Annotated in this window: 27 protein-coding genes and 1 tRNA gene; 19 read left to right on the top strand and 9 right to left on the bottom strand. The window is 57.0% G+C overall.

The window, feature by feature from the left end; translation table 11 throughout:
- The first annotated feature begins 131 nt into the window (after positions 1-131).
- The 4 genes from G565_RS0116225 to G565_RS0116210 all read left to right on the top strand — a co-directional run bounded on the left by G565_RS0116225 (position 132) and on the right by G565_RS0116210 (position 3,370).
- Positions 132-680, top strand: a complete 549-nt coding sequence (locus tag G565_RS0116225; RefSeq protein ID WP_028671833.1) for an RNA polymerase sigma factor — start codon at positions 132-134, stop codon at positions 678-680.
- Positions 677-1,396: an anti-sigma factor gene (locus tag G565_RS0116220; protein ID WP_028671832.1), complete on the top strand. Its 720-nt coding sequence runs from the start codon at positions 677-679 to the stop codon at positions 1,394-1,396. The genes G565_RS0116225 and G565_RS0116220 overlap by 4 nt, the downstream gene beginning before the upstream one ends.
- Positions 1,397-1,737: 341 nt before the next feature.
- Positions 1,738-2,181: a hypothetical protein gene (locus G565_RS0116215; RefSeq protein WP_028671831.1), complete on the top strand. Its 444-nt coding sequence runs from the start codon at positions 1,738-1,740 to the stop codon at positions 2,179-2,181.
- Positions 2,182-2,269: 88 nt separating this feature from the next.
- A complete protein-coding gene (locus G565_RS0116210) occupies positions 2,270-3,370 on the top strand; it encodes an AI-2E family transporter (RefSeq protein ID WP_028671830.1) in 1,101 nt (366 codons plus the stop codon).
- A gap of 14 nt (positions 3,371-3,384) precedes the next feature.
- On the opposite strand, the gene G565_RS0116205 is transcribed toward G565_RS0116210, so the two are convergent.
- The 5 genes from G565_RS0116205 to G565_RS0116185 form a co-directional block, all read right to left on the bottom strand.
- Positions 3,385-4,275, bottom strand: coding sequence for a DMT family transporter (locus tag G565_RS0116205; RefSeq protein WP_157600115.1), 891 nt, complete (start codon positions 4,273-4,275; stop codon positions 3,385-3,387).
- Positions 4,276-4,321: 46 nt separating this feature from the next.
- Positions 4,322-5,017 (bottom strand): monofunctional biosynthetic peptidoglycan transglycosylase, encoded by a 696-nt coding sequence (gene mtgA, locus G565_RS0116200; protein WP_051208098.1) that lies wholly within the window; start codon positions 5,015-5,017, stop codon positions 4,322-4,324.
- 135 nt (positions 5,018-5,152) lie between these two features.
- On the bottom strand, positions 5,153-6,418 hold the full coding sequence (locus G565_RS0116195) for an inorganic phosphate transporter (protein WP_028671827.1): 1,266 nt from the start codon (positions 6,416-6,418) through the stop codon (positions 5,153-5,155).
- A 56-nt stretch (positions 6,419-6,474) separates the two neighbouring features.
- Entirely contained in the window at positions 6,475-7,197 is a 723-nt protein-coding gene (locus tag G565_RS0116190; RefSeq protein ID WP_245584201.1) for a TIGR00153 family protein, read from the bottom strand.
- Positions 7,198-7,359: 162 nt separating this feature from the next.
- Complete coding sequence (locus G565_RS0116185) at positions 7,360-7,779, bottom strand: acyl-CoA thioesterase (RefSeq protein ID WP_028671825.1); 420 nt, start codon at positions 7,777-7,779, stop codon at positions 7,360-7,362.
- A 288-nt stretch (positions 7,780-8,067) separates the two neighbouring features.
- On the opposite strand from G565_RS0116185, the gene G565_RS0116180 reads away from it, so the two are divergent.
- The 10 genes from G565_RS0116180 to G565_RS0116135 all read left to right on the top strand — a co-directional run bounded on the left by G565_RS0116180 (position 8,068) and on the right by G565_RS0116135 (position 18,173).
- The gene (locus G565_RS0116180) at positions 8,068-9,111 is read left to right on the top strand and encodes a substrate-binding domain-containing protein (RefSeq protein WP_028671824.1); all 1,044 of its coding nucleotides are present in this window, start codon (positions 8,068-8,070) and stop codon (positions 9,109-9,111) included.
- Positions 9,112-9,349: 238 nt separating this feature from the next.
- On the top strand, positions 9,350-10,738 hold the full coding sequence (gene pstC / locus G565_RS0116175; protein ID WP_028671823.1) for a phosphate ABC transporter permease subunit PstC: 1,389 nt from the start codon (positions 9,350-9,352) through the stop codon (positions 10,736-10,738).
- A complete protein-coding gene (pstA, locus tag G565_RS0116170; protein WP_051208093.1) occupies positions 10,731-12,044 on the top strand; it encodes a phosphate ABC transporter permease PstA in 1,314 nt (437 codons plus the stop codon). The genes pstC and pstA overlap by 8 nt, the downstream gene beginning before the upstream one ends.
- Positions 12,045-12,068: 24 nt before the next feature.
- Complete coding sequence (gene pstB / locus G565_RS0116165) at positions 12,069-12,944, top strand: phosphate ABC transporter ATP-binding protein PstB (protein WP_028671821.1); 876 nt, start codon at positions 12,069-12,071, stop codon at positions 12,942-12,944.
- A gap of 16 nt (positions 12,945-12,960) precedes the next feature.
- Positions 12,961-13,677 (top strand): phosphate signaling complex protein PhoU, encoded by a 717-nt coding sequence (gene phoU, locus G565_RS0116160; protein ID WP_028671820.1) that lies wholly within the window; start codon positions 12,961-12,963, stop codon positions 13,675-13,677.
- Between the two features lie 73 nt (positions 13,678-13,750).
- Positions 13,751-13,826 (top strand) — tRNA-Thr (locus G565_RS0116155).
- A 201-nt stretch (positions 13,827-14,027) separates the two neighbouring features.
- Positions 14,028-14,363 (top strand): DUF3392 family protein, encoded by a 336-nt coding sequence (locus tag G565_RS0116150; RefSeq protein ID WP_037339814.1) that lies wholly within the window; start codon positions 14,028-14,030, stop codon positions 14,361-14,363.
- Positions 14,364-14,380: 17 nt separating this feature from the next.
- The gene (locus G565_RS0116145; protein ID WP_028671818.1) at positions 14,381-15,184 is read left to right on the top strand and encodes a S1/P1 nuclease; all 804 of its coding nucleotides are present in this window, start codon (positions 14,381-14,383) and stop codon (positions 15,182-15,184) included.
- 1,200 nt (positions 15,185-16,384) lie between these two features.
- On the top strand, positions 16,385-17,176 hold the full coding sequence (locus G565_RS0116140; protein ID WP_028671817.1) for a hypothetical protein: 792 nt from the start codon (positions 16,385-16,387) through the stop codon (positions 17,174-17,176).
- A gap of 76 nt (positions 17,177-17,252) precedes the next feature.
- Positions 17,253-18,173, top strand: a complete 921-nt coding sequence (locus tag G565_RS0116135) for a response regulator (protein WP_028671816.1) — start codon at positions 17,253-17,255, stop codon at positions 18,171-18,173.
- Here the strand turns inward: G565_RS0116135 and phoR are convergent.
- The 4 genes from phoR to G565_RS26130 form a co-directional block, all read right to left on the bottom strand.
- Positions 18,141-19,490, bottom strand: coding sequence for a phosphate regulon sensor histidine kinase PhoR (gene phoR, locus G565_RS0116130; RefSeq protein WP_028671815.1), 1,350 nt, complete (start codon positions 19,488-19,490; stop codon positions 18,141-18,143). The two genes, G565_RS0116135 and phoR, sit on opposite strands and share 33 nt — an antisense overlap.
- Positions 19,487-20,194 (bottom strand): phosphate regulon transcriptional regulator PhoB, encoded by a 708-nt coding sequence (gene phoB / locus G565_RS0116125; RefSeq protein ID WP_028671814.1) that lies wholly within the window; start codon positions 20,192-20,194, stop codon positions 19,487-19,489. The genes phoR and phoB overlap by 4 nt, the downstream gene beginning before the upstream one ends.
- 259 nt (positions 20,195-20,453) lie before the next feature.
- On the bottom strand, positions 20,454-21,317 hold the full coding sequence (gene ubiA / locus G565_RS0116115; RefSeq protein WP_028671813.1) for a 4-hydroxybenzoate octaprenyltransferase: 864 nt from the start codon (positions 21,315-21,317) through the stop codon (positions 20,454-20,456).
- Positions 21,286-21,858 carry a chorismate--pyruvate lyase family protein gene (locus tag G565_RS26130; RefSeq protein ID WP_157600114.1) on the bottom strand — a complete coding sequence of 191 codons (573 nt, stop codon included), beginning with the start codon at positions 21,856-21,858 and terminating at the stop codon, positions 21,286-21,288. The genes ubiA and G565_RS26130 overlap by 32 nt, the downstream gene beginning before the upstream one ends.
- Positions 21,859-22,042: 184 nt before the next feature.
- Here G565_RS26130 and G565_RS0116105 point away from each other — a divergent pair, with 184 nt between their 5' ends.
- The 5 genes from G565_RS0116105 to G565_RS0116085 form a co-directional block, all read left to right on the top strand.
- Entirely contained in the window at positions 22,043-22,207 is a 165-nt protein-coding gene (locus G565_RS0116105) for a rubredoxin (protein WP_028671812.1), read from the top strand.
- The gene (locus G565_RS0116100; protein WP_028671811.1) at positions 22,204-23,370 is read left to right on the top strand and encodes an FAD-dependent oxidoreductase; all 1,167 of its coding nucleotides are present in this window, start codon (positions 22,204-22,206) and stop codon (positions 23,368-23,370) included. Before G565_RS0116105 ends, G565_RS0116100 begins: the two co-directional genes overlap by 4 nt.
- A gap of 102 nt (positions 23,371-23,472) precedes the next feature.
- Positions 23,473-23,745, top strand: a complete 273-nt coding sequence (locus tag G565_RS0116095; RefSeq protein WP_028671810.1) for an HU family DNA-binding protein — start codon at positions 23,473-23,475, stop codon at positions 23,743-23,745.
- 172 nt (positions 23,746-23,917) lie between these two features.
- A complete protein-coding gene (locus tag G565_RS0116090; RefSeq protein WP_028671809.1) occupies positions 23,918-24,286 on the top strand; it encodes an SCP2 sterol-binding domain-containing protein in 369 nt (122 codons plus the stop codon).
- A 170-nt stretch (positions 24,287-24,456) separates the two neighbouring features.
- On the top strand, positions 24,457-24,661 hold a 205-nt coding region (locus G565_RS0116085), incomplete at its 3' end, for a transposase (RefSeq protein WP_028671808.1).

Genomic DNA, 24,661 nt, shown 5'->3' with positions numbered 1-24,661 from the left:
TAGGTATAAGTACGATAGTTTAGGGTTGTTTGGTTAATTTTCAACCAGCAGGCTGCATCCAGAGAGCGTTTTGGCGAGTATTTACGTCAATCTCACATTTTTCATTAAACAGTTACGGTGACTTTCCTGCCATGAACGAGACCGATGTTCTCAAACTGCTGATGCAAACCGCCGAGGGCAACGCCCAGGCCTTTCGCCAACTCTATGACCAGACGTCCGGCAAGCTGTATGCCGTCAGTCTGGGCATGATGAAACGCCGGGACCTGGCCGAAGATGCCGTGCAGGATGCGTTTGTGCGCATCTGGCACAACGCCGGGGAGTACCGGGCGGAAAAGGGGGCAGTGCTGACCTGGATGATCAGTATCGTACGCTACCGCTGCCTCGATTTACTGCGTTCCGCCAAAGCCCGGCGGGAGCATCTGACCGACGGGGATGTGGATCTGGCCGGTGAGCCAGAAGACACTGACACGCCGGAGGGGGCGCTGAACGCCGGTCGGGACCGGATTCGCATCGACGAATGCCTCGATGAACTGGAAGACCAGCAGCGACATGCCATTCAACTGGCTTATTTTCGTGGCATGACCCATCAGGAAGTGTGCGGCCAACTCGACTTGCCGCTGGGATCGGTAAAAAGCTGGATACGACGCGGATTGCAACAACTGAAACGGTGCCTGGAATGACTCAACAGCTGTCTGATAGAAAGCTCGATACACTGGCGGCCGAATATGTGCTCGGCACGCTTGAAGACGACACCCGGCTTAAACTGCAACGGCTGATGGTCACCAGCGACCGGGCCCGTAAAGCCGTCTGGCACTGGGAGCAAACTCTGAACGCACTGGGGGCTAGCCTGAACGACGTTCAACCCAGTTCCCGGGTCTGGCGACGCATTGAAGCGCGGCTGGGTCTCGGCGAAACCGAAGTCGTCGAGGCCGGAGTTGACGAGCCGCACCAGAACGTCACGCCGCTTCGCACCTCTCGTATACGCCAGGGCTGGGTCTGGCCTGCCATTGCTGCGGCTCTGGTACTGGTGATGATCAGCTGGAACGGTTGGCAAACAACGTCGTCGGCTCCCGCGCAAGTCGCGGTCATTCAGGATGCCAGTGCTCAGGCGCTCTGGTCGGTTAACCTGACTGAGGACGGGCTCCTGGTGACCAGCACGCGCCAGGTAACGGCAAGCTCGGAACGCGATTATGAACTCTGGCTGGTGGCTGCCGATGGCCGGGCGCCTGTGTCTCTGGGCTTGTTGCCGGAGTCGGGTCAGCGCCTGTTGCCGCGCAACGCACTCTTTGATGCGGTTGATGTTGAGGTGTTGGCGGTCAGTCGTGAGCCCGAAGGAGGTTCGCCCACCGGTCAGCCGACGGAGGTGTTGTATACGGCGCAATTGGTGGGGCTATAACGGGGTGTTTTATAGCCGTTAGTTATCGAGTTGAACCCTCTCCCCAGCCCTCTCCCGTGGGACGGGAGAGGGAGCGCTTAGTTGGGTAAATATAGCCAGCGCCCATGGCTCGTAGCACTGCATTAACAGTCCTCTCTCCACCACTGGGGGAGAGAGCTAGAGAGAGGGGGCGGCGCAGCCGTTAGTGCTTGGTTTAGAATCAGCCTGACGCTCGCCACCCGTTGAATAACCCCTTGAAATACCCGTTACCAGCCCTTTAAAACTCAGGTTTCGGCATAATCACTGAACAATGCCATACTCATGGCAAGCAGGGCCCCATTTTCGCCCGCAGGAGCGCCATTATGCCGATACTCAGAGACGACCACACTGCTGCGCTGGCAGGCATTCATGCCCAGGGCGGCGAATTGCTGGAACGCATTCAGGATGTGTTGGATCAAAGCACGCTGTCCGGCCCCCTCGAACGGTTGTTGAGAACCACAGCGGTCCGTCGGGAAGCGTTACTGATCGATGTTGAAATGCTCGAGCGCGAGCGCGGCGACCTGCCCAAGGCGCCCAACACAGAGCGGGCCTTACTGGAAGCTATTGCCGACTGGGTGCACACTCAGTTGACGGATGAAAGCAGCCTGATTCGCCGCCTCAATGAAGCCGAATCGCAATGGCGTCAGGTCATTCTGGACGCGCTCGAACAAGACTGGACAGACCCGGAGCAGGACGTATTGCAGGCCCTGATTGAACACAGTGACGAGTTCATCGACGAGTTGGCGGTGCTGCAGACCACACTTTAGTCAACGGGTGACGTTCAGGCTTCTTAGATTTCCTCGCCACTTAGGGTAAGCTGGCCGATCTTGGATTTAAGGGATTAAGGGTAATTGCATGAAACAATCGATGGAAACGCGCTCGTTTCTGGTGTTTTTACTGATCGTCACGGTGTTGTTTGGCCTGGTACTCGAACCGTTTTGGGGCGCTATTTTCTGGGCAGCCGCCGTCTCCGTTATTTTTTATCCGCTACAGCAGCGACTGGTGCGTCGTTTCAACGGGCGTCGCAACCTTGCGGCCATCACCACTTTGCTGTGCTGCATGCTGATTGTGGTGATTCCAGTACTGCTGATTCTGGCTCAGGTCGTTCGCGAAGCGATCGGTGTGTATCAGGGTATTCAGGATGGGGAAATGTCACCCGGTGCCTATCTGGACCAGATTCGAACGGCCTTTCCGGTGATTCCGGAAACACTGGAGCGGGTTGGCATTGATACCAATAATTTGCGTGAGCAGATATCCAGTTTCAGTGTGGCCGCCAGTCGATACCTGGCACAGGAGACGCTGACTTTTGGTCAGAATACCCTAACCTTCGTACTGCATCTGGGCATGATGCTCTACCTGACCTTCTTCCTGCTGCGTGATGGCGACACCCTGATAGAACTGATGGTAAAAGCCCTGCCGCTGGGCGATGAGCGCGAACGTCGCCTGTTTGACAAGTTCGCCGAGGTGACCCGGGCGACGGTTAAAGGCAATCTTCTGGTGGCCATGATACAGGGCGCATTGGGTGGCTTTATCTTCTGGGTGCTGGGCATTCCCGCCGCCATTCTGTGGGGCGTGATGATGATGGTGCTGTCGCTGATCCCGGCTGTGGGTGCGGCCCTGGTCTGGGGGCCGGCGGCTATTTATCTGTTTGCCGTGGGCAGTGTTGTTCCGGGCATCGTACTGGTGATGTACGGCGTCATTATCATTGGCCTGGCTGATAACATTCTTCGCCCGATTCTAGTGGGGCGCGACACCAAACTGCCGGATTACCTGGTGCTGTTCTCGACCCTTGGCGGCATTGCACTGATGGGGATCAACGGGTTTGTCATCGGGCCTCTGATCGCTGCGGTGTTCCTGACCTTCTGGGACATTTTCATGGAAGAATTCAACACCGACATTGTTGAGCCGGAAACGACTCGCATAGCGCCCGAATCTGCTTCAGCGGAAAACCCTTAACCCCAAGCGGCCCGTCAGCGGGCCGCCTGTTTTGCCCGGCCCGCCAGAAATACCCCGATACCCCCCAGCAGCAGCCCGGTAGCCACCAGCAAATGCGTGGTCAGCGGTTCCAGCACAACCACAGCCCCACCGATGGCCGCCAGCACGGGCACACTGAGTTGCAACACACTGGCCTGAACGCCGCTGAGTGCTGGCAACACGCTGTACCAGAGTGCATAGCCGATGCCGGAAGCCAGTGAGCCCGAGGCGACAGCCAGCCAGAAGCCGGATGACGTGATCAGAATGGCGTCGGTAAAAGGCAGGTACAGCAGCAAAGCGAAAGGGGCGGCCCGAACAAAATTCCCCGCCGTGTCGGCCAGAGGCTGACTCGACCCCCGACCGTTAAGCGTATAGAACCCCCAGGCGATGCCGCTGATCACCATCAGCACAAACCCAAGCCGGGTCGGCGCCGTCAGACCCGGAATGATCAGATACAAGAACCCGCCCACCGCGATCCACAATCCCAGCCATTCCAGTCCGGTCAGGCGCTCACCGCGCAACAGGCTGGTGATGATCATGGTCAGTTGCACGGTGCCGAACAGCAGCAATGCTCCGGTGGCGGTGTCGAGCTGAACGTAGGCAAAGCTGAAGCAGGCCGCATAAAGCCAAAGGAAACCCGCACCACGCCAGGAACCGGCCAGCAGTTGCGACAAGGCATTCCCCGGACGATGACGTATCGCCAGTATCAGCACCAGGGTGATGGCCCCGGAAACCAGACGCACGGCGGTAAACGAGGCCGCATCGATGCTGAGCGGGCCCAGTGCGAGCCGGCACAGCACTGAATTGGCGGCAAACGCAATCAGCGCGAGCACAGTCAGGGAAGCATGGCGGGGCACTATCATGGTCATGGTGGAACCGTCGGTCATCTGTGGGGCGCCTACTGTACGGGTTTTTGCGCCAAAGCTCATGTCTTCAGGGCAGGATGCCTTCAAGGTAACTGTGTCCACCCAGATAGGACATGGCAGTACGAATAGTCCGGCTGCGCTGCGACACATAAGCAGAAGGCTGACTCACATTAAGCCGCTTCGGGTTGGGCAGCACGGCAGCAAGAAGGGAAGCTTCGTAAGCACTCAGTTGCGCCGGTGTCTTGTTGAAGAAGTGGTGGCTTGCCTCGGTGACGCCGTATATACCCGGGCCGAATTCAACCACATTCAGGTAGATTTCCAACAGGCGAGTCTTGGTCCAGAACAGCTCCATCCACAGCGTCAGCCAGGCCTCGATGCCTTTGCGCAATAGGCTGCGACCGGGCCAGAGGTAGAGGTTCTTGGCCAGTTGCTGGCTGATTGTGCTGCCACCGCGTAACTGTTCCCGGTTTTCATTTAAGGCTTTACGGATGGCGGTCACGTCGATGCCAAAGTGATCGGGGAAACGCTGGTCTTCAGAGGCCACGACCGCCAACGGCAGGTGGGCGGAAATAGCTTCCAGAGGTGTCCAGCGCGTCAGCCAGGGTGGCTGATCGCCCGAGTCCTGAAGAATGAACGCCGTTGTCGGCGGGTTAAAGACCGCCAGTGGCAGTGTCAGGCCGATACTGATCAGGCACAGGGCTGCGAACAGGCGCAGTCCTATGCGTATTGAGGCGCGAATAAAACGGTGAAACTGAGGTCCCATGAACAAAGCATTGATTAACCATTGATCGGCGGAGTGTAACCGAAATCGATCGTCGCGTTTGTCATCAAACCGTATGGCGGGCAGGTCTGTATGCGCCTCGATACCCCGGTTTGCATTGGTATCGAGGCGTATGCTTCAGCCGAAAATGCCTTTGAACATAAAAAAGAAGATAATCGCCAGGAAGGCCCCTGCAGGCAGGGTGACGATCCAACTGGCGAAGATGGTACCTACGACTCTGAGGTTCAGGGCCGAAATACCGCGTGCCATGCCGACCCCCAGAACCGCGCCAACCAGGGTGTGGGTAGTCGAGATCGGCAGGCCGGTGCCCGAGGCCATTACGACTGTGGTGGCCGCGGCCAGTTCGGCGGCAAACCCGCGGCTTGGGGTCAGTTCGGTGATTTTGCGGCCAATGGTGCCCATGACTTTGTAGCCATAGGTGGCCAGGCCGAGCACGATACCCCCACCACCGAGCAGCAACACCCAGGCGGGCATGGCCGATTCAGCCAGAATGTTACCCTGGTTGGCCACGACGTTAATGATGGCAGCCAATGGGCCAACGGCGTTGGCCACATCGTTCGACCCGTGAGCAAATGCCATGGCACAGGCGGTGAAAATCATCAGAATAGCGAATACTCTCTCGACCGACGCGAAGCGGAATTGACTGTCAGCCTCTTCATCAACCTTCACGCGCTTGAGCAGGGCAATGCCGAGCAACATGACCGCAAAACTCACGGCGATACTGATCAGAGTGCTTTCACCGAAGGAGAGGCCAACACCCACGTGTTTCAAGCCTTTGGTGAAGGTCACCATGGTGATCATGAACGCGGTCAGGAACATGTAGCCGGGTACGTAGCGTTTTGCGTTGCCAAAGGGGTCATCCGTGTTGAGGATGAGCTTGTGCACACTGCGGAAAATAAAGAATGCCAGCGTGCCGGCGAGGACCGGCGAGACCACCCAACTCATGACAATGGAGGTGACCTTGCCCCATTGCACGTATTCAACGCCGATGCCGACGGCGGCGAAACCAACAATGGCGCCCACTATGGTATGAGTGGTTGAGACGGGCCAGCCCATCATAGAAGCGATCACCAGCCAGATGCCTGCGGCCAGCAGTGATGACATCATCCCATAGACCAGTAATTCCGGGGATCCGGCCATCACATTGGCGTCAATGATGCCCTTGCGGATGGTGCCGGTGACCTCGCCACCGGCGAGATATGCCCCGGCGAATTCAAACACCATGGCGACGATGATCGCCTGTTTTACGGTCAGTGCGCGGGAGCCGACCGATGTACCCATAGCGTTGGCGACGTCGTTGGCGCCAACGCCCCAGGCCATGAAAAATCCAAACAAGCAGGCAAGTAGGACGAACCATTGGCCGTATTCTGCAATGACGGTCATGGGGTATTCCTCTTATCAGTGAGCAGTGTATGACGTGCGGCCCAAAAGGCGCAGCGTCAGCGGGCTAACAGAATTTGCAGACGGGAACCGACGCGTTGTGCCACGTCTGCCAGGTCACCGATCAATTCGATCACCCGGTAGAGGAACATCACGTCAATGGGGGGGTAGTCCTTTTCCACGGTACGCAAGGCGCGGCGTACCCTTATTTCCAATTCATCGGCCCGGTGCTCCTGATCGTCCAGATCGTTGAGCAGGCCACTGACCAGCTTGATTTCCCGGCTACTGAAGCCGGTTTCAAACAGCTCATCGAGTTCAGCCAGGGCATCGGCCGCTTTCTGGCTGGTGTTGATCGATGATTCCAGGTATTCGCGCATCAGCGGCTGAATCGGCTCGGGAATGGTCATTTCCCGGCCCAGCATGACCCCGGCGATGTCTTTTGCGCGGTTGGCTAGCTTGTCCTGATGCGTCAGCAGCTCAAGCAGGTCGGACCGTGGGACCGGCATGAACAGGCTGTTGGGCAGGTGCATGCGGATGTCTTTTTTCATCCGGTCGGCATCGCCTTCGAGTTTGGCGATGTCCAGCCGGATAGACTCGGCCGCTTTGTAGTCGCCTGTGGCGGCCATGTCATAAAAGTCGATCAGTCGAACCACGCAGGCATGCGCTTTTTGCATGTGTTCCTGCATGGGCTTGACCGGAGACCGGCCAAAGAGGGCCATCAATGGGCTGTCAGCCGCCATGTTGCTTTCCTCTGTCGCATCGTCGAATGAAGAGGGGCGCATTATAGAGACCTGGGGCTGTAATAAAAACGTCACACGTGGGCTAATTCACATTTTTTTGCCGGGCCAGGGATGGATGGTCGGCCTGCTCTAACGATGACGAGGGGTGTAAGGTAAGTGGTTACTGACCCGGCTGGCGCCGGGTGGATGACGGGAGCACTTTGCCTAATTAAGGGGTTTGTTCTGTCCCGATGGTGGTAATGCCCGAATTCGGCGGTTGTCGTCTATGGCGACGTAAACGAACTCTGATTCGGTTACTTTCTGGCGCTCTTCATCTTCCGGCATCCGGCACCAGACTTCGACGCCGATGCGAATCGAGCTGCGGCCCATGCCCAGAATGCGGGTATAGCAGCAGATTACCGAGCCGACGCGTACCGGACGAACAAACGACATCTCGCCAATGGCCATGGTGGTGGTGCGCCCGTGTGCCAGCCGACTGGCCGCGATGCTGGCGGCCATGTCCATATGGGTGACAAGCCAGCCCCCGGAAATATCCCCGTTGGTGTTGGTGTCTTTGGGCTGAGCGACCACCCGCAGTTGCAGTTCGCCGCGGGGCGTCGGGTTGTGTTCATCCAGTTTTTTCATGGGTTCCCTAAAGTCGTCATGGCGGTCTGGGCCAGGTCGGGTGGGGCTATAACGTGATGTTTATTGACATCAGTATACGGTAAGGGTGCCGGTATTGACTACGTTGCAGGCAGGCTCATTGCTGTTCCTGACCTTTTTATGACAGCTGTAACATTACTGTCATAGTAAAGACATATCCTTGTCACATCCGAGCTCTAGGATGCCTCTCGAGCTTCGAGGTTGTGACCCAGTTGCCAGTTCGCAAGTGGGAGCACCGAGAAAAACCCAAGACTGACTGGAGGTTTACCAGTGAACAAGAAAATGATTGGCGCCCTGGCCTTTGCCGCCGCCGCTACCAGCTTCGCAACTGTTTCGGCCGAAGGCCGTAGCCAGATCAGCATAGTAGGTTCTTCTACTGTGTTCCCATTCGCCTCAGTTGTCGCCGAGCGTTTCGGTCAGACAACATCGTTCCCGACTCCGACTATCGAATCAACCGGTTCAGGCGGCGGTTTGAGCCTGTTCTGTCAGGGAGTGGGTGAAAGCACCGCAGACATCACCAACGCTTCGCGTCGCATCAAGCAATCTGAAATCGATTTGTGCGCCAGCAACGGCGTTGATGAAATCGTTGAAGTACTTATTGGCTATGACGGCATTGCTATCGCCAACAGCGCCGAGGGTGCTGAGCTTGAGCTGAGCAAAGGGCAACTGTTCCTGGCGCTGGCTGAAACCGTTCCGAACCCGAATGGATCTGGCCTGGTCACCAACCCATACGACAGCTGGAGCGACATTGACAGCAGCCTGCCGAATGTTGCCATTCGCGTTTTTGGTCCACCGCCGTCTTCCGGTACCCGTGATGCCTTCGTAGAGCTGGTTATGGAAGAAGGCTGTCAGGAATTCGACGCCATCTCATCTCTGGCAGATAGCGATGAAGATAAAATGGAAGAAGTCTGTGCCACCATGCGTGAAGACGGTTCTTTTGTTGAAGCCGGTGAAAACGACAGCCTGATCGTGTCACGTCTGGAAAACGACCCGAATGCCCTGGGCATCTTCGGTTACTCGTTCCTGGATCAGAACTCAGACAAGGTTCAGTCAGTGGCCGTTGATGGCGTGCAAGCGACTTTTGACACCATCGCTGACGGCTCTTACAAGGTGTCTCGCCCACTGTTCTTCTACATCAAGAAAGCACACATTGGCGTGATTCCGGGTATCGAAGAGTATGTGGCCGAGTTCACAAGCCGCCGTGCGGTTAGCCCCAACGGTTACCTGATTGACCGTGGTCTGATCCCGCTGTCAAACGCTGAATATGCCCGCATGACAGGCAACGTAGAAAACCTGCGCCACGTGTCACTGTAAGCTTGATCAGCAGGCCGGCTACTGCAGCGGCCAGCACAGAGGAGGTCCGGTTACCCGGCCCTCCTCTTGGTGTTTCAGCAGGGTGGGTTATTCCTGCGGTTTTTTCTGAGAGAATACGCACCGCCATTGAGGCACCGGCAGCAACCCGGCTGCCACGGGTGATGGTTTAATATCCCGTTCAGTGCTTTGCAGCAGAGTACTGAACGAGATGTTTTTTAACGTTCTGAGGAGTGGTTGGATGCAAACATCGACCCTGATAATGATTGTACTGGCATTGACGGTGGGGGCTTATGTGCTCGGTCGTCAGCGTTCGGTGCACCTGGCCCAGCCGCTTGGCGGGATCAAAAGACTGCATTCCCTGCCCAACTACTATGGCTTGATGGCCGCGGTCTGGACCGGTATTCCGGCCCTTGTTGTGCTGACTATCTGGTCAGCTTTCGAAAGCTCAGTCATCACGGGTACGGTGCTGGCCAGCCTCCCGGCCAGTTATGCTGACTTGTCAGAGGCTCGGGTTGGTCTGGTTCTCAGCCAGATTCAAAACATTGGGTTGGGCACTATTGATGGCAGTGAGCTCCCCGACCTGGCACAGGCGGGTGAGTTGTTGGCGTCGCTGAATGCCAGTAGCCAGTTTGGCAAAATAGCCCTGACGATTGTGATCGCGATTCTGGGCGGGGGTTATGCCTGGTTGCGCACCAGCCCTGCCCTGCGTGCCAGGCCACAGTTTGAACTGGTGTTGAAAGGCTTTTTTCTGCTGTGCTCCACCATTGCCATTTTTACGACCATCGGCATTATTCTATCGGTGCTGTTCGAGAGCATCCGTTTTTTCCAGTCTGTTCCCGTTTTCGATTTTGTGTTCGGTACCAAGTGGAGTCCACAGATTGCCATTCGTGCCGATCAGGTTGGGTCTTCCGGTGCTTTTGGTGCCATTCCGTTGTTTGTCGGCACCCTGTTGATTGCCGCCATTGCGTTATTGGTGGCGGTTCCGCTGGGCTTGATGTCAGCCGTTTATCTGTCTGAATACGCCAATTCCAGAGTGCGCTCTGTCGTAAAACCCCTGCTGGAGGTATTGGCGGGCATCCCTACCGTGGTTTATGGCTTTTTCGCCGCTCTGACCATGGCCCCCCTGGTGCGGGATTTTTTCCAGGGCATTGGCATGGATGGTGTGTCGGCCGAATCGGCTCTGGCTGCCGGCCTGGTCATGGGGATTATGATCATTCCCTTCGTCTCGTCGCTCTCCGATGATGTGATCAACGCGGTGCCCAACAGCCTGCGCGATGGATCCTACGGCCTCGGCGCTACCAAGAGTGAGACCATTCGTCAGGTCGTTTTCCCGGCGGCATTGCCGGGCATTATGGGCGGCGTATTGCTGGCTGCTTCCCGGGCCATCGGTGAAACCATGATTGTGGTGATGGCGGCGGGTCTGGCCGCTAACCTGACGGTTAATCCGCTGCAGGCAGTAACGACGGTGACGGTGCAGATTGCCACCCTGCTGGTGGGCGATCAGGAATTTGACAGCCCCAAAACCCTGGCGGCCTTTGCGCTAGGTCTGATGCTGTTTATAACCACTCTGTTGCTGAACATTGTTGCCATGTCGATCGTGAAGAGGTTCCGTGAACAATATGACTGATCAACCGTTGAACGCCATCGAACGAATGGCGACCGTCAAGCAGGAACGCATGAACGCACGGCTGAAGCAGCGCTACAACCGCGAACGCCGGTTCAAAGCCTATGGCATCGCCTCGATCTCAGCAGGCCTGGCCTTTTTGGCCGTCTTGCTGGTGACCATCTTCAGCGCGGGGATTCCGGCGTTTCAAAGCACCTTTATCCAGCTGGATGTTACCTACGACCCGGACGCGCTGTACATTGACGACGCCTCGGACCCGGAACAGTTGCGCTTCGCTGATTTTGACAATGCGGTGCGTCAGTCACTGTTGGCGCGTTTTCCCGATGTCACCGGACGTAATGAAACCCGCGCACTGATGTCTCTGATCAGCACGGCTTCCGGCTACACAATACGCGACCGGCTGACGGAGAATCCTGATTTGCTGGGTCAGAGTGAAACACTGTGGCTAATGGCTGATGACGACCTGGATCTGGTATTGAATGGAACCATCGACCGTACCTTGCCAGAAAGTGAGCGCCGGGTAAGCGACCTGGAACTGACCTGGATCGACGATTGGGATGCCAGCGGTGAACTCGACCGCCGGTTTAACACGACCTTTTTCACCCGGGGTGACTCGCGTGATCCGGAAACCGCAGGTGTCTGGGGGGCTGTTGTCGGGTCGTTCTATACCCTGGTGGTGACGCTGGCACTGTCGTTCCCGATCGGTGTGGCTGCGGCGATTTATCTGGAAGAGTTCGCGCCGAAGAACCGCCTGACCGAGATCATTGAAGTCAACATCAACAATCTGGCGGCGGTGCCGTCGATTGTGTTTGGTTTGCTGGGCCTGGCGGTATTTATTAATTTCTTTGGCCTGCCGCGTTCGGCACCGGTGGTCGGTGGCCTGGTGCTGACACTGATGACGTTGCCGACCATCATTATTTCAGCCCGTGCGTCGATTAGGGCCGTGCCACCGTCCATACGGGATGCCGCCATGGGGCTCGGGGCTTCCAAGATGCAAGTCACGCTGCACCATGTTTTGCCGCTGGCGCTGCCAGGCATGCTGACCGGTACCATCATTGGCATGGCTCAGGCATTGGGCGAGACCGCGCCGCTGTTGATGATCGGCATGGTGGCCTTCATCGTGGACATTCCACAGGGCTTCACCGATGCCGCGACGGTTCTGCCGGTTCAGGTGTATATCTGGTCGGACAGTCCGGAGCGGGCCTTTATTGCCAAAACGTCGGCGGCCATTATGGTGCTGCTGGGCTTCCTGGCATTGATGAATTTGTTGGCCGTCCTGTTGCGGCGTAAGTTTGAGCGTCGCTGGTAGGCGATGTCGGGGAGACCGTAAACGATGACTATTACCAATCAATATTCAGAACAGAAGGCCGAAACCGTGACCGTAGCCAAGACCGAACCCGATCAGTTTGACATCGGTGACTGGACCCAGACTGTAGGTGACCCCTTGCTGGATGATCCGCGTTTGAGTGCCCGCAATGTGGATGTGTTCTACGCGGACAATCAGGCGATTGAGAATGTCAGCCTCGACATCGGCAAAAACGAAGTGATCGCGATGATCGGGCCCTCCGGGTGTGGCAAGTCGACCTTTTTACGCACCCTGAACCGAATGAACGATTCGATTGATATCTGCAAGGTCAGGGGCGAGATCATTCTCGACGGCCAGAACATTTACGACAAAAGCATGGATGTCGTTGAGCTGCGTGCCAAGGTCGGCATGGTGTTCCAGAAACCCAACCCTTTTCCCAAGTCGATCTACGATAACGTAGCCTATGGTCCGCGTATTCACGGTCTGGTATCACGGCGCGCTGAGCTGGATGAGGTGGTCGAAACCGCCCTGCGCAAGGCGGGCTTGTGGGACGAAGCAAAGGATCGTCTGGATAAGCCCGCTACGGGTCTGTCCGGGGGGCAGCAACAACGTCTGTGCATCGCCCGTACCATAGCGATATCGCCGGAAGTGATTCTGATGGATGAACCCTGTTCAGCCCTGGACCCCATCGCCACGGCTCGCATCGAAGAGCTGATTGCCGAGCTGTCGGAAAACTACACCATTGCCATTGTGACGCACAGTATGCAGCAGGCTGCCCGGGTTTCGCAGCGTACTGCCTACTTTCACCTGGGCAAGCTGATCGAAGTGGGTGACACCGACAAGATTTTCACCTCGCCGGATCACAAATTGACAGAAGATTACATCACCGGTCGCTTCGGCTGATCGGAGAGGAGACACTATGGATAAGTCACATTTTGATCGCCACACTTCAGCTCAGTACAACGCCGAGCTTGAAGAAGCACGCAAGAATCTGATGCAAATGGGCGGCCTGGTCGAGCAGCAGGTCGAAGATGCCCTGAAGGCATTGATGGAAATGGATACATCGCTGGCTCAGCGTGTGATCGACACCGACAAGACGGTCAACGAGATGGAGCTGGAGATCGACGAGGAGTGCGCCCGCATTCTGGCGCTGCGTCACCCTGCGGCTTCGGATCTGCGGTTTGTGATCGCGGTATCCAAAGCGGTGAACGATCTGGAGCGTATGGGCGATGAAGCCTCGAAAGTCGCCAAACACACGCTGGAGCTGGCCGATACCGGCTCAGGCCCGCAGGGCTACGTAGAGCTGCGCCACATTGGCGAGAAGGTTCGGCAAATGGTTTCCCAGTCGCTGGATTCCTTTGCCCGGCTGAATACCGACAGCGCTTTTGATGTACTGCAGCAAGACCAGGCGGTCGATCTGGAGTACGGCACCGCCATTCGCACGCTGGTGACCACCATGATGGAAGACCCGCGCACTATTACCCGGGCGTTGAATGTCATGTGGTCGCTGCGCTCACTGGAGCGGATTGGCGATCATGCCCGCAACGTCGCCGAATCGGTGATCTACCTGGTCAAGGGCAAAGATGTGCGCCACATCAACCTGGATCAGATCGAAGCGCAGATTAAGAAAAAATAATTGAGAAAAAACTTGTTGCGAATCAAAAGGTTGTTGACGAGCAACTGGGTTTTCCTTATATTACGCACCCGTTGCCGGCATAGCTCAGTTGGTAGAGCAACTGACTTGTAATCAGTAGGTCCCGAGTTCGACTCTTGGTGCCGGCACCATTTTTCGAAAAAACCCGCCTCGTGCGGGTTTTTTCGTTTCTGGGGTTTGGTGGCATGAGTTCGTTTCGCCGGACAGACTTGCCCGGCCGCCTTCACTTGACTGGCAGCTGTCCCCAAACTCCAAACCGACCTTAACTGGCGACACAAGCAGATATTCAGTAAAGTCGTGCGTTCTATAGTTGTACGGTCTTGGAACTTTGAATGAATGTCATCACCGATCTGCTGTTGTCCCTGTCGGGGCTGATCCGTCCGCATCTCACCTTTATTTCATCCGCATTGGTGGCGACCTTTCTGGTCATATACGGCAATGACGTCAACCGCGCTGTCTGGGCGCTGATTCGCCGGGCGCATTTCATCGTTCGTACCCTGGTGTTTATTCTGCTGTGTGCCATCGGTTATGGGCTGATTGCCGTTTACCTGGTGCCTGTTATCTCTAATTTACTGCTGATGGCCGGTTCTGTCTGGCTGGGTGTTGTGGTGGTTCTGGTGTTTATACTGGTTGGTTGGCTGGCCGAGCGGCACAGCCGGCGTGGCTGACGAAGAGGCTTGATCGCATGTTGTATCACCATCTGCATCGAACGCTGTGTAGCCTGTGTCTGGTGTCCGCCTTAAGTGTGGCTTTGCTGCCTGGGCGGGCCTGGGCGTTGAATGAATCGGCGCATCAGGCGGTGATTCAACTGGCAATATTGCAACTGGATGAGCCTGCTCGCAATCAACTGGAACAATGGTATGGCCCGCAATGGGGGCGTGACCTGATAGCCCTGGCAAACTGGGCTGATGAAGCTCGCCCCGAACCGCGTTTCAGTAAAGTGGTGTTTGACGAAGGTGCGACGAGTTTTGACCTGGTCGACAACTGCCCGGGCAATCTCTGTGCGGTCGCGGCTATTCTGGAAAGTCAGCGAGTGCTTGAAGACGATTCTTTCAGTGTGATTCGTAAGCGCGAAGCCCTGCAGTTTCTGATGCATTTTGTGACTGAGCTGCACGTTCCGGTCAATGCCGGTCGCAAGGCGGATAACGGGGGGCTGGATCTGACGCTGACCAGCAGCGATCTGCGCGACGTAACGCTCGACTGGGTCTGGAATGAAGATCTGTACAGCCGGGTATCGGATTCCTGGTTTGTACAGGCGCAGCGTTACCGGCGGCGCTTGCCGGAGCTGCCCGTTGCCGAGTGGCAGCAATCGCTGAACCCGATTGACTGGGCGCTGGAGACACATCAGATCGCGCTGGCGTCGGCCTACGCGTTTGCCGGGCGTGGCCAGTACGACTCAGCCTATCGCCAGGCTGCCATGCCAGTGCTGGAAACACAGATGATCAAAGCCAGCGCGCGGCTGGCTGCAACGTTGAACGGTCTGTTCTAGCCGGGCTGCAAGGTAGGGAGGGCGGTAGCCAGGGCCTGGTCGTGACGAGTCTGGCTGGCACTGTCTCTGACAGTCAGTTGTCAAAAAGCAGGCATAAAAAAAGGCCCCATCCGAGGGCCTTTTTTTATTACGATCATTTTAACCATCCGTGTCGACCACTGAACTGCTGAGAGCTTCCGTTGCCGCACCATTGGCCCCTTCCTGGCGCCTATGGTGTGTCTATTCTGCTATCCGGGATCTGAAGATCCGGACGTCAGCATCCGTGCTGTGTCGCGTGATGCGATACTCCTGTTGCCATCCTATGGCTGGCCAGCCTGGCCCCTGTTTTGTCCGTTGGCGTTCTTCCTGAACACGAGAGAAGTATAGCCAATGTCAGCTTGGTTTGTGACGCAGTTAGCGCTTTGAGACTGGGAATTGCGCTGTTTAGTTGGGTCGGTCGACGGTCTGATGCGGCTTGGCGAACGGTTTTAGTGAACTTCGTCACAAAAGAGGTGGGAACATCCTACGTCCTGTGTAGGAGATCTCTTACACGGAGGGGAGGAAAATGAGAAATTGATCGTCAGTCAGGCGACGTGTCGATCCAACCGCAAGGTAACGCCAGCACCTCTGGAATCGAGGGGGTAGGGTGATTGGTTGTAATCGATGCTATGGAAGAGAGTGGAAGGGCAGATGACTCTGCCCTTCCGGGTCTTGCCAGTGAGATGCTAATGCATTGCTGCTGCGAACCTTCCCGGTTCTTGCATGCTCTTCCGTGTGACCGTCCCCGGTCGAGCGTTTCCTTGCCGGACCTCCCTGTTGTTTCGTCCTTGTGCATCCCTGTAACGGCTGCTGCTGAGCCGAACGGTGTCCCTGGTGTGACCTTCCTGGTCGGCATCCCTGTTTGGCCACCCTGGCCAACTGACGGTCCCTCGCCTCGCCTTGCGTTCCTTCTCTGTTCGCGCCAATTCGTGGCTCTGCTCCCTGAACGCAGGCTATGATACGGGTATGGCCGGTGACTTTGGGCGTCAATATGTTGTCGATTCGTGCCTCGAAAAGTGTGACGGAGTGCAAAGCCTGCCATGCTGCGGGACAGCTGTTTTTGTGGGACGATGTCTCCGCTAAGTAGCTATTATTCTCACATAGAATGTAGGAAATCTCGTACAAATTATGTCAGAAAAACAGACATCGCCATCTGGAACCCTCCATTTCTTTGGCGGAAAAATGACGGTTTCCTGGCTTAAACAGGGGGTAATACCCCTGAGTCCTGGATTGCCACTGGCTCAGCCCTTTGCTCAGCCGGTATCCGCCAATGCCCGGTCGGTACAGCCGGTCAGTGCCGAGGCGTTGGAAGGGGAATGGCAGCGACAGTATGAGGCGCTGCCCGCTGCTGTTAAGGGATTGCTGAGTTTTGAGCATTTTCGTGCGCAGTCGGGCGAGCTGGCCAGCTCCATAAGAACCGCGGCCCGTGAGCGGGAATACGGTCGTACGCCGAGCTATGATCTGGGTCGACTGGCAAAAGCCCGGGTAGCCCGCTTGTTTCCGTCGGCACTGAGTTACCTGGCCTGGCGAGATTTGGCCGAAGGATTCAGCGGCCTGGCTGTGGCGATGCTCAGCCGGCACGCGTCACTGGCCAGTCAGGAGGGGCGGCCTGCGCTGTTGGCGCCGGTTCAATACGGGGGTGAGCATCGTTATCAGGTGACGGCGCTCAATCCTTTTCCTGGTCTGCTGCTGGATCACCCGGCCTGTGCCGACAATCAGGAATGGCGCCTGTTGATGCCCGAGAGCACTGCGCCAGTGAGACCCGGGCCCGAAGGCGTGTCGCAACCGGTACTGCCCATTCAGCGAGGTCTGATCACGGGGCTCTACTGGTCGGTCAATACTCCGGAGGAAACGGTCGCCGAGATCCGTCAACTGGTCGCCCGGGACATGCGCTTTCGCTCGGTTGCCCTGGGTAAGGTGGTACCCGACCCGGGGCGTTGGCAATTGCAGTTGCAACCGGTCAGAACCTCCTAAACCCCTAATTTGGCTGCTAGAATAAAGGGAAATGGCCTCGATATGAGTCCCGCAGGACTGTTACAGGATCAATCGAATGCAAAAATTATCGTTTCTGGTGGCCGATGACGCCGGTTTTATACGGGATCTGGTCAAGCGCGCGCTCAAAAGCCAGTTTGTCCAGTGTCAAATAGATGAAGCGCCCAATGGGCGCAAAGCACAGGGGTTACTGAACCGAAATCAGTACGACCTGGTGTTGTGTGACTGGGAAATGCCGGAAATGTCGGGCCTGGAATTACTCGGTTGGTTGCGGGAGACCGAAAAAGAACGCGAACTGGCTAAAACACCTTTTATTATGGTCACCAGCCGGGGCGATAAGTCTCATGTGGTCAAAGCGGTCGAGGCGGGTGTCAGTGATTACATTGGCAAGCCCTTCAGCAATGAACAAATCATGAAGAAAGTACTCAAGGCGCTCTCGGTCAATCACCGGGACCTCATTCGCAGCATTCTCAAAGGCCAGGCTGCCATGTCGAAGCCCGGCGGTGGGTTGGGTGAATCCGCCAGCCTGTTGACCTCGGGGCAGGCGACGCCCAGGCCCGCAGCTGCGAAAACGATCAGCGACAGTGCCAGTTTATTAACCGGTGGCAAGCCAGAAACAGCCCAGCCCGGTGCTTCCAAACCCGCCGCTGGAGGTGGTAAGGCGTTAACCAAGGTGTTGGTGCGCTCGTCGAAGGGGCAATGGAAGGGGGCGGTGCGGGATTTGAACCTGGTTGAGATTTCCGTGGATATTCTGTTGGACGAAGCGCCAGCGCCCATCTTGTTTGAACAGGTGGTTATTGACCTGCAGGTGCCGGATCAACCCAGTTCCGTGGCGCGCATCAATGGGTTTGTGACCCAGCTAGCCTTGCGCGAGGCCTCGATGGATGCGCGCAGCGTGCGCCTCGGTGTTAAGTTTGTGGATGATGATCCGGAAAAAATGGAAGTGCTAAGCCGTCTTGTGGCTTCGATCCGTCGCTGACGCTGGTGTGCCTGCCTCGTTTTCGCCGGGGATCAGGCGCTCGGTCGGCAGGCAGCAGGTAAACACAGAGCCTCGCCCCGGCACACTGGCTACGTCCAGACGGCCCTGGTGGTGATGCAGTATGTGCTTGACGATTGCCAGCCCCAGCCCGGTGCCGCCGCGTTCGCTGCTGCGGCCCGGGTCGACCCGATAAAAACGCTCGGTCAGGCGCGGAATGTGGCGCGGGTCGATCCCGATGCCATTGTCCCGAATTGAAATGAATCCGCCCTGAGGCGAATCGTGCCAGTGCAGTTCAATATCACTGCCGTCGGGGCTGTAGTTCACTGCGTTGTACACCAGATTACTGATCGCCGAGCGCAATTCGGACGGGTCACCCTGAAGCCCCTGGTCACTGTCCAATTTAACCGTAATGTTGTGCTTGCGCTCACTCGACAATGCCCGCGCATCGTCGGCAATGCTGTGCAGCAGGTTGCCCACATCAATGCGCTGACGCACCGAATCACGGACTTCTACGTCCAGCCGTGTCAGCACCAGCAAATCATTGACCAGATTTTCCATGCGTTGTGTCTGGCCATTCATACTGCCCAGAGCCCGGCGCAAGGGTGCAGGCAGGTCGTCACTGAAATCGAGAATCGACTCCAGGTAGCCTTTTAGCACGGTCAACGGGGTTTTGAGTTCATGGCTGGCGTTGGCAACGAAATCCTGACGCATCTGCTCCAGTTGCGTCATGCGGGTGGTGTCGCGAATCAGCAGCAGGCGCTCGCCCTTGCCGTAAAGGGTCATCGAGACATCAAGCGTTCTGTCCGCAAAGGCCGGGTTGTCGATGCGGATGCTCTCGCGCACTTCCCGGTTTTGATAAAAGTTTTGAAACGCGGGTTCTCGCACCAGATTGATCAGCAGTTGGCCTTCGTCGCGCGGCTGCAATTTAAGCAGATCGGCGGCCGACTGATTCCACCATTGCAGGGCGCCGTGGTGATCAAGCAGGATGACGCCGTCGCGCAGGGCCTCGGTGGAGTTTTGCACCCGATTGATGACGTTCTGGTAGTGGCGAACCTGCTTCTTGCGCCGGCGTTGTTCACTGTAGAGGTGGTCGAAGACCATGCCCCACAAGCCTTTGGAATCTGGTGGCTCGGATTTCGCGCCCTGTTCCAGCCAGCTGATCAGGCGGCTTTGCTGGAACAGTTGCCAGGCCAGATAGACGCTGACGGCAATGAGCAATAGCAGAATCGGTTTGCCGACATAGACGCCAAAGGCAAAGACGCCAGTCAGTCCTAACAGGAGGTTTCTAAAATAGGGGCGTCGTATGTCTCGTATCATGAAGCCGATTGTGCCGAAACTTTGGTCGAGAAGCGATATCCTGTGCCTCGAACGGTCTGAATCATGGCCTGATAAGGCTCGCCGAGGGCTTTGCGCAGGCGCCGGATGTGCACATCGACGGTACGCTCATCGACATAGACGTTGCCACCCCAGACCTGATCGAGCAATTGCGAGCGGGTATAAGCCCGTTCCGGGTGGCTCATGAAAAACTGCAGTAACCGGAATTCGGTCGGCCCCATGGTCAGTTCACCTTCAGTGGTGCTGACCCGGTGGCTGTTGGGGTCGAGGCGCAGGCCCTGAATGTCGATCGGTTCTTCAATGCCGGCAGGGGTGGTGCGGCGCAATACGGCTTTCAGCCGGGCCACCAGCTCTCGCGGAGAGAATGGCTTGGTGATGTAGTCATCGGCGCCAGCTTCCAGTCCGGTGATCTTGTGGTCTTCTTCGCCTTTGGCGGTGAGCATGATGATGGGGATCTCAGCGGTCATCGGGTCCCGCTTCAGGCGGCGCGCCAGTTCGACACCGCTGACGTTGGGCATCATCCAGTCGAGCAAAATGAGATCGGGTTTTTGATCGACGACCAGGCTGTGAGCCTCGGTGGCATCGCCCGCTTCCAGCGTGTGGTACCCGGCCATTTCAAGGGCGGCGGCTATCACTTCGCGGATGGCCGATTCGTCGTCAACAATCAGAATGCTGCGAGAGTTCATGGTTCACCTTAATATCACCTTTGCGACCATTTAACGCTGGGTTCATGACAGGAGTGTTACAGCATTCATCAGATTGTCAAAATTCAGTTTGGTGCCGCAATCCGTGCCAGGCACCGGGTGTGCCTCTCCGGGGTCGGGCGGAATGCCGCCCACTCAACCCGTCCATGGGGCCTAGACCGCAACATCCATGTTGCGCACTACCCCGGAGTGGCGCACCCGGCACCTGACACTCAACTATCAGCAATAACCGTAACGTCAGTTAGGTAAGTATCGCCAGGTCCAGTACTGCACCGATAAACAAAGCCATGCCCGCCCAGTGGTTATTCAGAAAGGCCTTGAAGCAAGGGTCTCGTTCACGGTTGCGAATCAGCCATTGCTGGTAAAGAAAGCAGCCGGTCGCTACTGTCAGACCCAGCCACCAGAACAGCTTCAATTCGGCCTGAATGCCGAGCATGAACCAGGCGAGCCAGGTTAGTAGCTGCAACAGGCCCACCATGAGTTTGTCGGCATCGCCAAAGAGAATGGCGGTCGACTTGATGCCGATTTTCAGATCGTCGTCGCGGTCGACCATGGCGTAGAGCGTGTCGTAGTGAACCGTCCAGAGAATGTTGGCGGTGTACAGCAGCCAGGTAATCTCGGTCAGCGGCGCACCGACGGCGGTATAGGCCATGGGAATCGCCCAGGAAAATGCGGCCCCCAGAAACACCTGGGGCAAGTAGGTGTAGCGCTTCATGAAGGGGTAGAGCGCGGCCAGAAAGAGACCACCGAATGACATATAGACGGTGGTGGTATTGGTGAGCAACACCAGGCCGAAGGCCGCCAGAGCCAGCACGGCAGCCAGCAGCAGCGCTTCACGCTCGGTGACCAGGCCGCGTGCGAGAGGGCGCTGATTGGTGCGTTTGACGTGGCCGTCGAGGTGGCGGTCGGCGTAGTCGTTGATCACACAGCCAGCGCTGCGCATCAGGGTGGTGCCCAGCACGAAAATGACCACCAAATGCAGCGGTGGCCAGCCTTCGGCCGCAAGCCACAAAGCGGTTAACGTAGGCCACAGCAGCAGATAGATGCCGATCGGCCGGTCGAGCCGGGTGAGTTTAAGGTAATGTGGAAAGGCGTTGGTGTTCATGACTGATCAGGGATTCCATAAAAAATTCAGCAACCAGAATCGGAGCATCGTGCAGCCAGTAGCGCGATCGTCGACCCCAGCCATTTGGCGTTCGGGTGACCTGCAGCAGGTCTTTTCGAACCCCGGACGTGGTAAAGAGTAGCTCGCCCAGTGGCCGGTTGTTTAACTGGGTCAAATCTGCCAGTGAACCGTTCAGGCTGGCACGGGTAACCAGGGTATGGGCTAATACCCAGGGGGTGCCACCATGGCACAGTGCGACCTGGCGTGACCAGCAATGCCGGGCTTGTGCCTGGCCAGCAAAGGCGTGCAGCGGCGTTTCAAGCGTCAGTTCACGCTCTGCCAGAACCTGAACTGAAAACGCAGACGTCCGTTCTTTAAGGGCCTGGGTTAGGCTGCCCGGTACCTCTAACCAGTAGCGCCAGGCTGGCGGCGGTTGGTCTGGTACGGTGTTGAGGTCGTACCAGTGATACTGACGCATATCCGCCGGTGCTATCGTTGAGGCAACAGGTGCCCTGGCGGCCTGGGGGTGTGCAACGGTCACAACGGGTCAGTCCGGCTGCTTGAAAGGCGCCAGTGTAAAGGTGCCCTTCCTTGAATACCAGAGGCGTGCCTGACGCGTGACAGGGTGACTGTCTTGCAATTGCCGGGCAGTGCCAGTAGTTTCAGCAACGCCGGGGCGAACCTGTCCGGGCGGACAAAACAGAGTAAGGTCAGAGAGGATCGACATGAGAAAATGGCAATGCATTGTCTGTGGTTTTATTTATGACGAGGCCGAAGGACTTCCGGAGGAGGGCATCGCGCCCGGCACCGCCTGGGAAGACGTCCCCGACACCTGGGCCTGCCCCGACTGCGGTGCCACCAAAGACGATTTTGAGATGATCGTGCTTTGAAGGCGTCTTCCGCCCCGACCCCACCGCTGATCGTCATCGGCTCTGGTTTGGCGGCTTATACGCTGGTGCGAGAATGGCGCAAGGCCGACACCGAAACGCCAATGGTGCTGATTACCGCTGACGATGGCGCCGGCTATTCCAAGCCCATGTTGTCGAATGCCCACAGCAAAGGGCAGTCGGCAGATGATTTGATCCAACTGACCGCCGAAGCGGTGGCCGAGCGCTACCAGGCCGAGGTACTTACCCGAACCGAAGTCCTGCACATCGACCCCACCACCCGCACACTGCATCTCGACAACGGCTCCACGCTGGTTTGGGGGCAGTTGGTATTGGCCGTGGGCGCAGAACCCATTCAGGCACCGTTGGAGGGGGATGCGCTGAACCGGGTGTTCAGCGTTAACGACCGGCTCGATTTTGCGCGTTTGCAATCGGAACTGCAGGGCGCGCGCCAGGTAACCATTATGGGGGCGGGCCTGATCGGTTGTGAATTCGCCAATGATCTGGTCAGCGCCGGTTTTGAGGTCGATCTTGTTGCACCGAGCGAGACCCTGCTGTCCGGTCTGGTCCCCGCCGAAGTGGGCGACGCCCTTAAGCAGGCGCTGATGGATGCTGGGGTAAAGTTTCATCTGGGGCCATTGTTGAGCCGGGTAGATCGCTCGCAGAGCGGTAAATTACAGGTAAGTCTGACCAATGGTCAGAAATTTGCGACCGACCTCGTATTGTCAGCCGTTGGCCTCTTGCCACGGCTGGATCTGGCGCGCAAAGCCGGGCTGGCTGTTAATCGTGGCATTCAGGTTAATAAGTACTTGCAAACCAGCGACCCCTCTATTTATGCGCTCGGTGATTGCGCTGAGGTGGAAGGTTTGGTGCTGATGTACGTTATGCCGCTGATGAATGCTGCCCGTGCTCTGGCCAAAACGCTGGCCGGTGAACCGACCGCCGTACAGTGGCCAGCTATGCCGGTTACGGTTAAAACACCGGCTTGTCCTGTGATCGCGTACCCACCCCGGAGCACAGGGGCATGGCAAATTGACGGCAGTGGCGCTAATCTAGCGGCTGTGTGCCGTGAAGGTGAGTCGATTGTGGGCTTTGCGTTGACCGGTGAGCGCATCAAAGAGCGCAATACCTGGCTAAAAGCCGTACCACCTTTGCTGGCTAGCTAACCTGGGGCTGCCAAGGGCCCGTTGGGCGCTTGGCAATCCAAATACCGTCGCGTATGCTGAATCAGTCATGCGGAACTCGATACAAACAGAAGGAAAAGTCTTATGCGTAAACCAGAACTGGCCGCTGCCATCGCTGAAAAAGCGGATATTTCGAAAGAAAAAGCCAACGAAGTGCTGAATGCCATGTTGGACCAGATCACCAACACCGTGGCCAAGAAAGAGTCTGTTACCCTGGTGGGTTTCGGTACCTTTGAAGCACGCGCCCGCGCAGCTCGCACTGGTAAAAATCCGCAAACTGGCGCCAGCATCCAGATTCCGGCTAGCAATACCGTTGCTTTCAAGCCCGGTAAAGCGCTGAAAGACTCAGTAAACTGAGCACTGGCTAACCCTACCTTCAATCCGGTGAATCACCAATGAAGGGGTTTTAGTCACGAAACGGGGCCTTCTGGCCCCGTTTTTCGTTTTAACCGCATGAATCGGCGGCCAGACTTGGCAGCGGGCACCAGACCTCGCATGATGCGCCCCCCTATATTGTGAGGCCAAAGGCATGAAGTACCGCATATTACTCTGGTTGATGGCACTGCGATTCAAACGCGCCATTCGCCGCCAGCCCGCGTTTCGCGAAGCGCTGCAAGACATCGACCGGACCATTCAGTTCACCACCGATGAGCGTAAAGTCTCCCGGTATCTGGCGTTTCGCGACCAGCGACTTAAGTCCCGTCGTGGCCAAGCCGAACACGCCGATATCACCCTGCGGTTCACCACCGCCTCAGAAGGCTTCAGCACGCTCTGGGCCATGGCCACCGGCAAAGACCGAAACGCCGTCATGAAAGCCATTCAGGATAAACGCCTGGCCGTAGAGGGTGACCCCATGCTGTTGATGTGGTTCCAGAAGACGGTCAAGTTTTTGCGTTAAGCTGGCAAAGGATTGTTTCTTTTTGAGGGCGTTCTATAGAATGTCCTCGCCAGCGCGGCGGTTATCGCTCGGAATGGCGCTACGGCCTAGCAGGCTGTTGAAATTATTCCGCATGAACCGTGGGTTTGGTAACATACTCTCAGTCAAACTGATCCGGAGCCAATCAGATAATGCGCGGTCTCGACATCACTCAGGAAGCTTTATTTTCCACGGTCCACCTGGGCTCCTTCGTCCCCAAAGATCACCCGTTGCGAGCGATCAAGGTTTTATTCGATACAGCGCTGACCCGCATTGACTGGCTCTTGGATGGCGCTTATTCCGAGCGTGGCAAGATGTCGATTCCACCAGAGCGGTTGCTCAGAGCACAGTTGTTAC

The sequence above is a fragment of the Saccharospirillum impatiens DSM 12546 genome (genome assembly GCF_000423605.1).
GTDB classification, from domain to species: Bacteria; Pseudomonadota; Gammaproteobacteria; order Pseudomonadales; family Natronospirillaceae; genus Saccharospirillum; species Saccharospirillum impatiens.
Note: the sequence above shows the minus strand (reverse complement) of the source record. Positions and strands in the feature narration are given on the sequence as shown.

Excerpts from the sequence above, each read along its gene's own strand:
- G565_RS0116150 (WP_037339814.1), top strand. The coding sequence starts at position 14,028 with ATGAATGTCATCACCGATCTGCTGTTGTCCCTGTCGGGGCTGATCCGT.
- G565_RS0116095 (WP_028671810.1), top strand. The coding sequence starts at position 23,473 with ATGCGTAAACCAGAACTGGCCGCTGCCATCGCTGAAAAAGCGGATATT.
- G565_RS0116185 (WP_028671825.1), bottom strand. The coding sequence starts at position 7,779 with ATGAAAAAACTGGATGAACACAACCCGACGCCCCGCGGCGAACTGCAA.
- G565_RS0116105 (WP_028671812.1), top strand. The coding sequence starts at position 22,043 with ATGAGAAAATGGCAATGCATTGTCTGTGGTTTTATTTATGACGAGGCC.
- ubiA (WP_028671813.1), bottom strand. The coding sequence starts at position 21,317 with ATGAACACCAACGCCTTTCCACATTACCTTAAACTCACCCGGCTCGAC.
- G565_RS0116205 (WP_157600115.1), bottom strand. The coding sequence starts at position 4,275 with ATGACCGACGGTTCCACCATGACCATGATAGTGCCCCGCCATGCTTCC.
- mtgA (WP_051208098.1), bottom strand. The coding sequence starts at position 5,017 with ATGGGACCTCAGTTTCACCGTTTTATTCGCGCCTCAATACGCATAGGA.
- phoB (WP_028671814.1), bottom strand. The coding sequence starts at position 20,194 with ATGAACTCTCGCAGCATTCTGATTGTTGACGACGAATCGGCCATCCGC.
- phoU (WP_028671820.1), top strand. The coding sequence starts at position 12,961 with ATGGATAAGTCACATTTTGATCGCCACACTTCAGCTCAGTACAACGCC.
- G565_RS0116210 (WP_028671830.1), top strand. The coding sequence starts at position 2,270 with ATGAAACAATCGATGGAAACGCGCTCGTTTCTGGTGTTTTTACTGATC.
- G565_RS0116195 (WP_028671827.1), bottom strand. The coding sequence starts at position 6,418 with ATGACCGTCATTGCAGAATACGGCCAATGGTTCGTCCTACTTGCCTGC.
- G565_RS0116090 (WP_028671809.1), top strand. The coding sequence starts at position 23,918 with ATGAAGTACCGCATATTACTCTGGTTGATGGCACTGCGATTCAAACGC.
- G565_RS0116135 (WP_028671816.1), top strand. The coding sequence starts at position 17,253 with ATGCAAAAATTATCGTTTCTGGTGGCCGATGACGCCGGTTTTATACGG.
- G565_RS0116190 (WP_245584201.1), bottom strand. The coding sequence starts at position 7,197 with ATGCGCCCCTCTTCATTCGACGATGCGACAGAGGAAAGCAACATGGCG.
- phoR (WP_028671815.1), bottom strand. The coding sequence starts at position 19,490 with ATGATACGAGACATACGACGCCCCTATTTTAGAAACCTCCTGTTAGGA.
- pstA (WP_051208093.1), top strand. The coding sequence starts at position 10,731 with ATGACTGATCAACCGTTGAACGCCATCGAACGAATGGCGACCGTCAAG.
- G565_RS0116225 (WP_028671833.1), top strand. The coding sequence starts at position 132 with ATGAACGAGACCGATGTTCTCAAACTGCTGATGCAAACCGCCGAGGGC.
- pstC (WP_028671823.1), top strand. The coding sequence starts at position 9,350 with ATGCAAACATCGACCCTGATAATGATTGTACTGGCATTGACGGTGGGG.
- G565_RS0116215 (WP_028671831.1), top strand. The coding sequence starts at position 1,738 with ATGCCGATACTCAGAGACGACCACACTGCTGCGCTGGCAGGCATTCAT.
- G565_RS0116220 (WP_028671832.1), top strand. The coding sequence starts at position 677 with ATGACTCAACAGCTGTCTGATAGAAAGCTCGATACACTGGCGGCCGAA.
- G565_RS0116145 (WP_028671818.1), top strand. The coding sequence starts at position 14,381 with ATGTTGTATCACCATCTGCATCGAACGCTGTGTAGCCTGTGTCTGGTG.
- pstB (WP_028671821.1), top strand. The coding sequence starts at position 12,069 with ATGACTATTACCAATCAATATTCAGAACAGAAGGCCGAAACCGTGACC.
- G565_RS0116140 (WP_028671817.1), top strand. The coding sequence starts at position 16,385 with ATGACGGTTTCCTGGCTTAAACAGGGGGTAATACCCCTGAGTCCTGGA.